Here is a 12,492-nt window from a genome sequence, read left to right as displayed (position 1 = left end):
GCCGCGCTGGGCGGCGGCTGGGAGGGCGCGGACAAGACCGCGCCATGAAAAGCGGCAAACCAGGCCCGTTCTGGAAGCTGTTCATGATCTCGCGAGCCAGAGCGAGCCCTTGGACAGGCTCTTACCGGGCCTGGTTTGCCGCCTGCGATTCACCATGCGCCGTCCACTCCCGCCACAGCCCGCCGCGCCTCATGAAGCCCGACGCGGCGAGCGCGGCTTCGAAAAGACTCATGCCTCTTCCGCCATCATGCTGCGCGGCAGTCGAATTTCCACTCCCAGGCCATTGCCGTTCAGACCATCGGTCAACAGCAGGCTGCCGCCGTGCAGTTCCACCACCCGCTTGACGATGGCCAGGCCCAGACCGCTGCCGGTAACGGTATTGTCCGGCAGCCGCACAAAACGCTTGAGCACTTGCTCGCGCCATTGCGGCGCGATGCCCGGCCCATCGTCCAGCACCGCCAGCCGCGCGCTGGCGAAGCCGGCATTGACTTCCACATTGATGGAAGCGCCGTCCGGGCAATAACGAATCGCATTGTCCAGCAGATTGTCCAGCAAGCCGTCCATCGCGCTGGCGTCGCCGCGGCAAGGCAGCGCCTGCTCGCCGTCGTAAGCCAGGTTGATATTGCGCGCCAGCGCGTGCGGCACGTGCCGCGACAAGGCCGCGCGCGCCAGCGCCGCCAGGTCGAAGGGCTCGGAGCGCACCTGCGCCGACTCGGCGTCCAGCCGCGACAAGGTCAGCAGTTTGCCCACCAGTTCGCCGCTGCGGGCGATGCTGGCGTCCAGCAAGGCCGCCAGCGCCGCCCGCTCCTGCTCCGATTCGGCCCTGGCCAGCAAATGCACTTGCGCGCCTATCGCCGCCAGCGGCGTGCGCAACTCGTGCGCGGCGTCGGCGAAGAAGCGCTGCTCTCCTTCACGGAAGGTGGCCAGCCGCGACAGCAACTCGTTGACGGAATTGAACACCGGCCGCAGTTCCTGATATTCGGGATCGGGGCAGGCCAGCGGCGCTGTTGACTGCACATCGCGCGAGGTGATGGTGGACGCCAGCAGCGCCAAGGGCTGCAAGGCGCGGCCATAGCCGACGCGCAGCAGCAGCATGATGATGGGCACAGCCGCGATCAGCGGCATCAGGAAGAAGACCAGGATCTCGGCTTGCACCCGCTGCACGAAGCTGCGCGCCACCGCCAGCTGCACCTGAACCGGCGCGTCGACGGCGTCGACCATCAAGATGCGCCAGCGCCCCTGGTTGGCCGGTGCATCGGCGCGTATCGGCAGTTCCAGTTCCGGCCAGGTATTGGACACCGCCAGCAAGTGCTGGCGCTTGTCGACGATGCGGTAGGCCAGCTCGCTGCGCAGCGGCGGTTTTTCGCTGTAGCCGTGGCCGAACTGGCCTATCAGTTGATCGACGATGCGCACGCGTTCGCCGGTCTTGATGTCGGCGCTGTAGACGGTGCCCAGCGAGCGCGCCAGCCCGCGCAGATCGCCGTCCAGATAACCGGAGCCCACCCGGGTCACTTCCCAGTAAAACCAGGCGAACAAGACCAGCCACACCGCCAGTATGGTGCTCAGGCTGGTCCACAGCAGCCGCCGATAGAGCGAGCGCCTGGCCAGGGAGGGCATGATCATGCGGGCTTGGGCAGCAGATAGCCGACGCCGCGTATGGTGCGGATCCAGTCCGAGCCCAGCTTGCGCCGCAGATTGTGGACATGTACTTCCAAGGCGTTGTCGGATTCGCAGCACAGGTGCTCGACCAGATGCTCGCGGCTGACCACCTTGCCGGCCTTGCGCACCAGTTCGAACACCAGCGCGAACTCGGACGGCGACAACGCCACCGCCGCGCCGCTCATCGACAGTTCGCGGGTGTCGGCATTGATGCACAAATCGCCGATCTGCCAGTTGGCCGACACGAAGCCGCTGCTGCGGCGGGTCACCGCCTGCAGCCTGGCCAGCAGCTCGGGAATGGCGAAGGGCTTGATCAGATAATCGTCCGCGCCGTTGTGCAGGCCGGCCAGCCGGCTTTCCAGCGCGTCGCGCGCGGTCAGGATGATCACCGGCAGGGTGGAGCCTTGGCTGCGCAACTCTTGCAATAGATGCAGGCCTTCGCCGTCGGGCAGGCCCAGATCCAGCAATAGCGCGTCCTGCGGCTCCTCGGCCAGGAAGGTGCGCGCCTCCTTCAGCCGCCGCACCCAGACAGTGCGGAATCCGCCCTGGCGCAGCGCCTGTCCCAGCGCCTCGCCCAGCGCCAGGTCATCCTCCACCAACAGTATGTTCACGACATTTCTCCACGGCCGGGGCAATGGCGAAATCATGCCAGAGCATCATGGCAAAATCCACCGCGCCGGCGTCAATCTCCAGACTGCAGCAAGTGGTCCAGCGACAGCACATCGCCCAGCCGGCGCAAGGCCTGCAACTCCTCGCGATGCTCGCGCGCCAGCCGCTCCGCCAGCGCCTCGCCCTTGGGCAACAGCCGCACTTCCACGCAGCGGCGGTCGTCCCGTCCCGGGCTGCGCGCCACCAATTGCTGCTGCACGCAGCGGCTGATCAGGCCCACCACGCTGTGGTGATGCGATTGCAGCCTTTCGGCCAGTTCCGCCACCGTGGCCCAGTCGCGGCCGGGAAAGCCCTTGATCTGCAGCAATAGCAGATATTGCAGCATGGTGATGCCGTGGCGCTGCGCCGCCTCCTCGCTGAAACGCTGAAAGCGGCGCAGCCGGTAGCGGAAATCCGCCAGCCGCTCGAAATCCTGTTTGGAAAAGCTGGATGGCTCGGGCATGCGCTAATGGTCCAGCAAGGCGCGGTAGCACACTGGCGACGCCAACTCCCCCGCCTCGATGCGCTCGATCTCGTCCAGCTTGTCGCCCAGGAACTGCGCCAAGGCCTGCGCCGGCAGCTTGTCGCCGCCGCCGGCGTGCAGCAGCACCAGGCCGCCGCGGCGGCTGGCCTTCCACAGCGGCCACCAGCGCTGCGGGTTCGCCGCCAGGTCGGCCCAGTACACTTCGCAGAAGGTGGGCCAATGCCGCTCGTCCTGGCGCAGCCAATCGAGCAGGCCTGGCGCCGGCGCCACGCTCTTCAGCCAGTGGGCGGCGTCCAAGGCCTGCCGCGGCAGATCTTTTGGCCAGTTTTCCTCGATCAGAAAAACATTCTCAAGGCCCGGCCGGTATTCGCTCACCGGCAACAGGCGAATCTTTGCGTCCATTGCGTCACTCCTTGATTTCATCTGGCGGCGGAGGCGGTGCGGCGTCGTCAGAAATATCGCATTACGATATTTAATGGTCAAAAAATGGCGGCTGAGCCGCCAGTTTGACCGCGCTGGTTTCAGCGCGGTCCTTTACTGCTACAGCGCGGCCTTGAAGATCGCGCAGATTTCTTCGTGGTTCGCCTGGATCGGATTGGTCAGGCCACAAGCGTCCTTCAAGGCGTTGGCTGCCAGTTCCGGAATATCCTCTTCCTTGACCCCCAACTGCGTCAATCCCGCCGGAATGCCGACATCGGCCGCCAATTGGCGGATGGCGGCGATCGCCGCCTCGGCGCTGGCGTCCACGCCCAGCGCCGCGCCGACATCGGCCAGCCGCTGGCCGGCCGCCTTGGCGTTGAAGGCCTGCACATGCGGCAGCAGCACCGCGTTGCACACCCCATGCGGCAGGTCGTAGAAGCCGCCCAACTGGTGCGCCATCGCGTGCACATAGCCCAGCGACGCGTTGTTGAAGGCCATGCCGGCCAGGAACTGCGCGTAAGCCATCTGCTCGCGCGCCTCCATGTCCATGCCATTGCGCACCGCGCGGCGCAGGTGGCCGGCGATCAGCGTCACCGCCTTCAAGGCACAGGCGTCGGTAATGGGAGTGGCGATGGTGGAGACATAGGCTTCCACCGCATGGGTCAGCGCGTCCATGCCGGTGGCGGCGGTCAGCCCGGCGGGCATGCCGGCCATGGTTTCCGGGTCGTTGACCGACAGCACCGGCGTGGTGTGCTTGTCGACGATGGCCATTTTGATATGGCGCGACTCATCGGTGATGATGCAGAAGCGGGTCATTTCCGACGCGGTGCCGGCGGTGGTGTTGATCGCCACCAAGGGCAGTTGCGGCTTGGCGGACTTGTCCACGCCCTCGTAATCCTGAATCTTGCCGCCATTGGCTGCCACCAGGGCGATACCCTTGGCGCAGTCGTGCGGCGAACCGCCACCCAGCGACACCACCGCGTCGCAGCCATGCTCGCGCAGCAACGCGAGGCCGGCGCCGACGTTGGCGGTGGTGGGATTGGGGTGCACGCCATCGAACAGCACGGTGGCGATGCCGACACCGCCCAGCAATTCGGTGACACGACCGGCCAGGCCGGTTTTCACCAGGCCGGTGTCGGTCACCATCAATACCTTGCGGTAACCGTAGGCACGCATCGTTTCAACGGCTTGTTGCAGACAGCCCGCGCCCATCAGGTTGACGCAGGGAATGAAGAAAGCGCTGGTGGCCATGGCAAACTCCTGTTCTTAAGACATTTGTCATAAGCCTAGTATCAACGCTTTGTTCAGTGCCTCATTTGCCTCATGTCAAAAGATGTCCACTCTCGCCGCTCACTTGTGCGGCAACACATCCTGCACCAATTGGGTGACCAGGGCGCCGAAACCGTCCCACATGATCTGCACCCCCAAGCACAGCAGGATGAAGGCGGACAAGCGCAGGAATACCACCGAGCCAGTCTGGCCCAGGTAGCGCAGCAGCTTGTCGGCGTGGCGGTAACACAGATAGACCAGCAGGCTGCACACCAGCACCGCGCAGCTGCCGGCCAGCGGCGAGATCGCGTATTTGACGATGCCCTTGCCGGTATCGGTCAGCGAAGCGCCCATGGTGATGGCCACCGAGATCGAACCCGGCCCCACCGTCAGCGGAAAGGTCAGCGGATAGAAGGCGCGCTGCTTCAGCACGTCCTGGTTCTCCGCCTGGATAGGCTGGTCAGTGGAAGTGGGGCTGCTTTCCGGCGGCGCGTCGTTGAGCATGCGCCAGGCGGCGAAAGTGATCAGCAGGCCGCCGGACAATTGCACCACCGGCAGCGACACCCCGAAGAAGGACAGCACATAACCGCCGGTGAACATGCTGCCCAGCAGCAGCAGGGCGCAATACATCGCGATGCGCCGCGCCAGGTAGCGGCGCTGCTGCGGCGTGTTGCGCGCCGTCATCGAGATGAAAATGGGCACCAAACCCGGAGGATTCATGATGGGCAGCAAGGCGGCCATCACAAACAGAAACTTTGTTATGAATATTGTCAGCAACTGCATGAATGACTCCGAAGCCAGCACTCTCAAGATCGGGAATAGCGGCGGGAGCCCCCGCGCCAGCCGCCATATTACACATTTCCAAGGAGAAAGCAGCCGCCTGCGGTCAAGCCGCCGTCGCCGCTCCGGCGGCCGTCCCGGCTTCTGCGCGCCGCGCGCGCGTCCGGCGTCGACGGCGCTCAAGGCCTAAGCCAGAATAATCAATCCCTTACGCAAAACAGCCCGGCTATGCCGGGCTGTCAGCGCACTGCCGCCTCAGGGCTGGCAGAATTCACAGCGGATCAGCGCGTGGCGCTGGCCAGCTTGCCGTCGGGCTCGCCCTGGCGCAAGGCGCGCGCCTTGACCAGCGCTTCGCTGAAGTCGATGTCTTCCAGCGCCACCATCCGGGTCTTGTGCTTGTACTTGTAGCCCAGCCACAGCGCCAGGAACAGCGGGATGCCCAGATAAGTGGCGATCACCGCGCTCCAGTCGATATGGCCGCCGATGAAGGCCTCGTAGTTCTGGCCCAGCATGATCAGCAGGCACAGCGCGAAGGCGAACAGCGGCCCCAGCGGGAACCACTTAGCCTGGTACGGCAGGTCCGCCAGATCGTGGCCCTGCTTCACATAGGCGCGGCGGAAGCGGTAGTGGCTGATGGCCACGCCCAGCCAGGCGATGAAACCGGTCATGCCGGAGGAGTTCAGCAGCCACAGATAGACCGCGTTGGTTTCAAACAGCGAGGTCAAGAAACACAGCGCGGCGATCACGCTGGTGGCGTACAGGGCATTGCGCGGCACGCCGTTGCTGGACAGCTCGGCAAAGCGCCTGGGCGCCATCTTGTTGCGCGCCATGGTGTACAGCATGCGGGTGGACGCGTACATGCCGGAGTTGCCGGCGGACAGGATGGCGGACAGGATCACCGCGTTCATCAGGCTGGCGGCCATGGCGAAGCCGGCGCGGTTGAACACCAGGGTGAACGGGCTGGCGCCGACGTCCTTCATATCGTTCTTCAGCAGCAGCGGATCGTTGTACGGCAGGATCAGGCCGATGATCAGGATGGACAGCATGTAGAACATCAGGATGCGCCAGAAGATCTGCCGCACCGCGCGCGGGATGGTCTTGCCCGGATTGGCGGATTCGCCGGCGGCGACGCCAATCAGCTCGGTGCCCTGGAAGGAGAAGCCCACGATCATGGCCACGCCCACGAAGGCGGCCAGGCCACCAACAAACGGCCCCTGCCCCTGCTGCATTACCGACAAGCCCGGCGCGATGCGTTGCGGGTTGGGATCGGTCATGATGCCGAAGATCATCAGGAAACCGATGATGATGAAGGCGACGATGGTGGCCACCTTGAGCATGGAGCACCAGAACTCGGCCTCGCCGAAGCCCTTCACCGAGAAATAATTGAGCACGAAGATGATCAGCAGAAAGCCGGCGCTCCACACGATGCCGGGCACCGCCGGGTACCAGTAATGCATGATGATGGCGGCCGCGGCCAGTTCCACCGCCACGGTGATCGCCCAGTTGTACCAGTAGTTCCAGCCTTGGGCGAAGCCGAAGGCTGGATCGACGAAGCGCGAACCATAGACCTGGAAGGAGCCGGATTCCGGCATGAAGGCGGCCATTTCACCCAGGCTGGTCATCAGGAAGTAAACCATCAGGCCGATCAGGGCGTAGGCAATCAAGGCCCCGCCGGCGCCGGCGGACGCCACGGTGGCGCCGGAGGCCAGGAACAGGCCGGTGCCGATGGAGCCGCCGATGGCGATCATCGACAGGTGGCGCGCCTGCAAGGTGCGCCTAAGCTCTTGGCTTTCTTGCTTTTTTTCCATCTCTTTGTCTCAAGTGCGCCTGCTCGGCGACATTGCTTTCGGCTCGCGGCGGCAGCCGGCGGCCTGTTGTCGCTACGACAGGCAGTCGTAATTGAAACGCAAAAGAATGACAGCAACCACGACTGTTGACTAGTCAAACATGCTCCCGAAGCTTAAAAAACGAAAATGTCATGTTCGCAAAGGAACAATTCCCCGCATCGGGTGCGCTCAAGCCTCCGGCTCCTGCCGTGATTCGCCCCACTTCCATCCATCCCACCGCGACGCGCCAAGCCGAGGAGTCATCAGTCAGCGCACGAAACCATCCCTATTGTTGCAATAAACCAACATATTTTGCCGCAGCCTGCGCGCTCCCGCCGGCGCATCCGGCACCGCGACCCAAGCCCAAAGCGATGGTTGCATGGGAAAACTCACAGTCATCAAACCGCACCCCATGTTTACAAACAAGAATGAATATCATTCTTAAACGTACAAAATTAAGCCCATGTCATTCAAAGAAAAAACCAAACAAATACTAGTCAAAACAAAATGACAATCACACTTGGTAACACAGCCATTTACAATTTCCACATCGCCTTATTTGGCAAATATTCACAGCGAATCAGTAAATTTCGTGATTCGCCTTATTCAAGCCGTACTGTCCGCCATCGATATAACAATTCCGCATATTTCTATAACGGCTAATTTTTTAACCGTGCCCTCCCTTCTGACCTAGAATGGCCCCGCGCTTCACCAAGAGCGTAAACACGTTCTCAGCCGGGCCTCAGCCAAATATCGATGCCAACCATTCAAATTGGCCACGTATTCATTGAGCACGCCACGGTCAATGCTCTTTTTGGTTTTCACCCTAAAAGCGGGCCTCGTTTCCACAGGAAAACGTAAACAGATCCGCGCATTCACACTTCTCGAGACGCCAACAATTTAGAGATTCCGCCATGAACGCGATTGTCGATCCGATTTTCCATTCCGCCAGCCAAGGCCATGCGCAGCTGGCGCGCCAGATTCTGGAAATCATTTTCAAACTGCGCCGCATTCACCTGGAGGACGCCGCCGCCCACGATTCCTCCGCGGAAATGGCGCCCCACCTGCCCAAGATCCAGGCCGCCATCGAGCGCCAGGCGCCCATTCACATGCTGCTGCCGGCCTTCCCCGGAAAATCGCCCAATCGCAACAAGACGCTGGGCGCGATGCCGGACCTGGCCGAACGCCACGCGCTGGACAATCTGTACCGGCTCTGCGAAGACATCCGCGCGCTCTACCCGCCCGGCGCTCAAGTGGCCATCTGCTCGGACGGCTATTGCTTCTCCGACGTGGTCTACATCCCGGACGCGGAAGTGGCCGCCTATATGGACGAGTTGAGCGCCTATGCGCGCGGCCGCTACGGCGAGGCCTTCGCCTTCTACGACCTCAAGGATCACTTCGGCTATATCAGCGACCTGGATTCCCAGCGCGAAGAACTGCTAATCCTCTTCAGCGACTCCATCGAACAGATCAAGCGCCAATGCCAGGACGAGGCGGCGATGCGCGCGATGTACCAGGGCATCACCCGCTTCCTGTTCGAAGACGCCCAGGGCATGGAGCGCTTCGCCGGCCAGAGCAAGACCGCGCTGCAAAAACTGGCCCGCGCCAACGCCTACCGCGTGATCCAGCGCAGCAACGCCTGGAGCCGGCTGCTGGAGCGCACCTTCCCCGATAGCGTGCGCCTGTCCATTCATCCGCAATTCCGCGTGTCCGCCAAGATAGGCGTGCGGCTGGTGGACAGCGCCGATGCCTGGCTCACCCCCTGGCACGCGGCCGCGGTCAAGCACGAACACGGCATCGTGCTGAAGAAACGCAGCGACATCGACGAGAGCCGTTCCGCCCTGGTCTTCGTCGACGGCCGGCCCAGCCACTTCATCGCCACCGCCGCCTGAAGCCCCGCCTTTCATCGTTCATTTCGAGTATCGCCATGCAAAACGAACCTATTGTCGCTTCCATCGTCTCCATTCTGCTCGACGCCTTCCAGGGAGAGGCCGACCACCCGCAGCGCGAGCCCCACCGCCGGGCGCTGAGCGCCCAAGTGGAACGCTTCGTGAGCCGGCAACGGCCCTTGCAACTGCTGCTGCCGGGTTTTCCGCTGAAATCGCCTAACACCCGCGACAAAACCGCGTCCGAGCGCCCCGATTACGCCGAATACGCGGTGCTGCAACAACTGGACCGGCTGTGCCGCGCCATCAGCCGCGTCTATCCGGCCGGCTGCGCGCTGGAACTGTTCAGCGACGGCCTCAGCTTCCACGATCTGCTGGACATCCCGCGCGACACCGCCAACGATTACCACCAGCGCCTGCGCCAGTTGCTGGCCAGCCCGGTGCTGCGCTGGCATGACTACGCCACCATCAGCCCCGGCTTCGACCGCCAGCGCGACCGCGCCGAAAGCGTGCTGCGCCGCTACTTGCCGCCCGCGGCCGCCGACTTCGCCCAGCCGCTGCCGGACAATCAGTCCGCGCGCCAGATGCAATGGCTGGGCCTGCTGCGCGAGGACAACGCGGCGCGCGGCATCGTCGAGAACACGGACTGGCCGCAGCGCGCCTTGCGCCTGGCCTGGCGCGGCATCGCGCTGGACGCGATGCTGGCCGAGCACTTCCCGGACGCGATCCGGCTGACCATCCACGCCTCCGGCGCGCCCGGCGGCAAATACCCCATCCGCCTGTCGCCGGCCCAGGCCGAGGCGGCGCTGCCCTGGCATCGCGTCTATCTGCTGAACCTGGCCGGCCACGGCGAGTTGGTGTCCAAGCGCCAAGCGCTGGACGCGCGCCGCGCCAAGGCGGTGAGCTTCGACGGCCAGCCCTGGCTCTATCTGGAACAAGCCGGCGCGGAATGGGAAGGCTGCGAGCTATCGGTGATGCTGGCCGGCCGTTTCGGCCTACTGATAGAAAACCGCCGTCCCGGCGCCGACTGCCTGTCACTGCCGCGCCCAGCCCTGACCCGGCTGGCCCAGCTGTTCGGCTTCGTCGCGCTGCGCGGCTTCGCCGTGGCCGACGAGGACAAGCTGGTTGAATTCAGCGCCCAGTTCGGCACTCCGTATATCTGGCAATTCGGCGCGGTGCACAAGGTGAAGCCGGAAGAGGACGCCGATGGCTTCGTTCATTCCTTCGAGGAATTGCCGCTGCACTGGGATCTGAGCATGTTGCCGGCCGACAATGAGTTCGTGCGCAAGAATCCGCGCTTCAGCGCCAGCCTGTTCGCGCTGTATTGCAAGACCGCTCCGCAACACGGTGAAGGCCAGACCACGCTGGTGGACGCGCGCAACATCCTGCGCCAGGTGCCACTGGCCACGCTGGCCGAATGGGAAAAACTGGATATCCGCTATCACACCAAATTCACCTACTTCGGCGGCGACGCCCGCGTCTATCCGCTGGTGGAAACCCACCCAGAGACCGGCGAAGCGGTGCTGCGCTTCCAGGAAAACAGCGATTCCGAACTGCAGAAGTTCTTCGTCGATGTTGAAGAGCGCGCCGACGACTACCCCAACCTAGTCCAGGAGTTGCTGGAACGGGCTTATGCGCCGGAAAACCTGATCGAGCACGACTGGCACGACGGCGACCTGGTGCTGATAGACAACTACAGCAGCCTGCACGGCCGCCGCGCGATGACGCGCGCCTCGCGCGGGCGCGAGCTGTGGCGCGTGCAGGTCCACAAAGGCTAGGAAGCTGTTTACGATCTGCCGCGCCGAGAAACATGACACGGGGAGTACCGCTTCGAAATGCTCATGTCACTTGTACATTCCGCTTTCTCAGCCTCAACGCCTTGTCTCGTCTTAGTTGGCGAGATCGTAAACACCTTCTGAGCGCCTGATTGCCAGCCGCCCGGCCCCGCCGGGCGGCCTTGCCTCCCACCTCCCACTCCCCTGAGCCGCCATGCACCCACGCAAGCAGAAAATCCTCTTCGTCGGCGAGGCCGTCACCCTGGCCCACGTCGCCCGCCCCTACACCCTGGCCGCCGCGCTGCCGGCCGCGGACTACGATATCCACCTGGCCGCCGCGCCACGCTTCGAGCATCTGTATCAAAGCCGGGACATCCACTACCACCCGCTGCTCACCAAGAGCAGCGCCGACTTTCTTCACGCGGTGGACAACGGCAAGCCACTGTACCGGAGCGAGGAATACCTCGCCTATGTCGAAGGCGAGCTGCGGCTGATCCAAGACCTGGACCCCGACCTCATCGTCGGCGATTTCCGCCACTCGCTGGGCATCAGCGCCACGCTGGCCGGCAAGCCGCTGATCAACCTGATCAACGCTTACTGGAGCCCTTGCCGCCAGCCGGCGCCGCTGCCGGTGCCGGAGCTGGCCAAGCTCAATCTGCACCGCCTGCCCTTGATGCCGCGGCTGATGCGCTGGATCACCCCGCTGGCGATCCGCCTGCTGGTGGCACCGCTGAACCGCGCTCGCGCCCATTACGGCCTGGCGCCGTTCGCCAACTGCTTCGACGCCTGGAGCCACGGCGACCAAGTGCTGTATTACGACGCGCCGGAACTGGTGCCACTGAGCCCGCTGCCCGCGCATCACCACTATCTGGGCCCGGTCACCTGGTCGCCGGGCGGGGCCTTGCCGGACTGGTGGCCGCAGCTGCAAGACCGCCCCACCGTTTACCTGTCGCTGGGCTCCTCCGGCAACCTCACGCTGCTGCCCATGCTGATCGATCAACTGCTGGGCGAAGGCCTGCAAGTGATCGCCAGCAGCGGCGGCCGCCAACGGCTGCCGCAGCGGCCCGGCCTGTTCTGCGCCGATTTCCTGCCCGGCGAGGCCGCCGCCGCGCGCGCCGATCTGGTGATAGGCAACGGCGGCAGCCCCACCAGTTACCAAGCGCTGCAGCAAGGAACGCCGGTGATCGGCATCCCATCGAATATGGACCAGCTGCTGGCGATGCGGCATATCGAAGCCTACGGCGCCGGCGCCATGCTGCGGCGCAGCCAGGTCGAAGCCGGCCAGTTGCCGCCGCTGCTGCGGCGCATGCTGGCCACGCCGTCCTACCGTCAGCGCGCCGAGCAGCTGGCGCGGCATTTCGCCGCCTGCCAGCCGCACGCTACTTTTCGACAAGTGTTGCAACAATTCGACACACAATCGGCCAGGCCAGCAAAGCCCGCTACAAAACGGGAGCGCATAATGCCGTAAGCATCGATCCCGTCCCCCATGCGGCTATCCAGCAGGCTGCGGCGCCCCGGCGGTCGAAACCATCCTAAAGTTCAAGCAAGCGGCCGCCGCGCCGCCGCCATGGAGTCTGAGCCGTGACCCAAACCGCCGAGCCCCGCCGCCCGTTCTACCGTTCCCCGCTATGCTGGGGCCTTGTCGTGCTGTTGGCGCTGGGCGCGGGCTGGTGGTGGCGGCAACACTCGGCCGCGGACGCCGCGGCGCAAAAACGCGGCGCGCCGCCCACCGCGGTGGGCGTGGC

11 protein-coding genes are annotated in these 12,492 nt (G+C 64.2%); 4 read left to right on the top strand and 7 right to left on the bottom strand.

What is annotated here, in order from left to right:
• Positions 1 to 228: 228 nt before the first annotated feature.
• The 6 genes from LQT98_RS22190 to LQT98_RS22165 all read right to left on the bottom strand — a co-directional run bounded on the left by LQT98_RS22190 (position 229) and on the right by LQT98_RS22165 (position 5,200).
• On the bottom strand, positions 229 to 1,623 hold the full coding sequence (locus tag LQT98_RS22190) for an ATP-binding protein (protein ID WP_231465266.1): 1,395 nt from the start codon (positions 1,621 to 1,623) through the stop codon (positions 229 to 231).
• Complete coding sequence (locus LQT98_RS22185; RefSeq protein WP_231465264.1) at positions 1,620 to 2,270, bottom strand: response regulator; 651 nt, start codon at positions 2,268 to 2,270, stop codon at positions 1,620 to 1,622. The genes LQT98_RS22190 and LQT98_RS22185 overlap by 4 nt, the downstream gene beginning before the upstream one ends.
• Before the next feature lie 71 nt (positions 2,271 to 2,341).
• Positions 2,342 to 2,770, bottom strand: a complete 429-nt coding sequence (locus LQT98_RS22180; RefSeq protein ID WP_231465262.1) for a MarR family transcriptional regulator — start codon at positions 2,768 to 2,770, stop codon at positions 2,342 to 2,344.
• Between the two features lie 3 nt (positions 2,771 to 2,773).
• Positions 2,774 to 3,193, bottom strand: coding sequence for a DUF488 domain-containing protein (locus LQT98_RS22175; protein ID WP_053074457.1), 420 nt, complete (start codon positions 3,191 to 3,193; stop codon positions 2,774 to 2,776).
• 138 nt (positions 3,194 to 3,331) lie between these two features.
• Positions 3,332 to 4,462, bottom strand: a complete 1,131-nt coding sequence (yiaY, locus tag LQT98_RS22170) for an L-threonine dehydrogenase (RefSeq protein ID WP_231465260.1) — start codon at positions 4,460 to 4,462, stop codon at positions 3,332 to 3,334.
• 99 nt (positions 4,463 to 4,561) lie between these two features.
• Positions 4,562 to 5,200 carry a MarC family protein gene (locus LQT98_RS22165; RefSeq protein WP_231465258.1) on the bottom strand — a complete coding sequence of 213 codons (639 nt, stop codon included), beginning with the start codon at positions 5,198 to 5,200 and terminating at the stop codon, positions 4,562 to 4,564.
• Between LQT98_RS22165 and LQT98_RS22160 the strand changes: the two genes are divergently transcribed.
• Positions 5,199 to 5,450, top strand: a complete 252-nt coding sequence (locus tag LQT98_RS22160) for a hypothetical protein (protein WP_231465256.1) — start codon at positions 5,199 to 5,201, stop codon at positions 5,448 to 5,450. The genes LQT98_RS22165 and LQT98_RS22160 overlap by 2 nt on opposite strands.
• Before the next feature lie 91 nt (positions 5,451 to 5,541).
• Here LQT98_RS22160 and LQT98_RS22155 read toward each other — a convergent pair whose 3' ends face one another.
• A complete protein-coding gene (locus LQT98_RS22155) occupies positions 5,542 to 7,068 on the bottom strand; it encodes an amino acid permease (RefSeq protein ID WP_231465254.1) in 1,527 nt (508 codons plus the stop codon).
• A 932-nt stretch (positions 7,069 to 8,000) separates the two neighbouring features.
• On the opposite strand from LQT98_RS22155, the gene LQT98_RS22150 reads away from it, so the two are divergent.
• The 3 genes from LQT98_RS22150 to LQT98_RS22140 all read left to right on the top strand — a co-directional run bounded on the left by LQT98_RS22150 (position 8,001) and on the right by LQT98_RS22140 (position 12,215).
• The gene (locus LQT98_RS22150; RefSeq protein WP_231465252.1) at positions 8,001 to 8,978 is read left to right on the top strand and encodes an isocyanide synthase family protein; all 978 of its coding nucleotides are present in this window, start codon (positions 8,001 to 8,003) and stop codon (positions 8,976 to 8,978) included.
• 35 nt (positions 8,979 to 9,013) lie between these two features.
• A complete protein-coding gene (locus LQT98_RS22145; protein ID WP_231465250.1) occupies positions 9,014 to 10,750 on the top strand; it encodes an L-tyrosine/L-tryptophan isonitrile synthase family protein in 1,737 nt (578 codons plus the stop codon).
• A gap of 211 nt (positions 10,751 to 10,961) precedes the next feature.
• Positions 10,962 to 12,215 (top strand): glycosyltransferase, encoded by a 1,254-nt coding sequence (locus LQT98_RS22140; protein WP_231465248.1) that lies wholly within the window; start codon positions 10,962 to 10,964, stop codon positions 12,213 to 12,215.
• Positions 12,216 to 12,492: the final 277 nt, after the last annotated feature.

Source organism: Chromobacterium aquaticum, assembly GCF_021129195.1.
Taxonomy (GTDB): domain Bacteria; phylum Pseudomonadota; class Gammaproteobacteria; order Burkholderiales; family Chromobacteriaceae; genus Chromobacterium; species Chromobacterium aquaticum.
The sequence above is the reverse complement of the archived record's forward strand: the minus strand, read 5'-3'. Positions and strand labels throughout refer to the sequence as shown.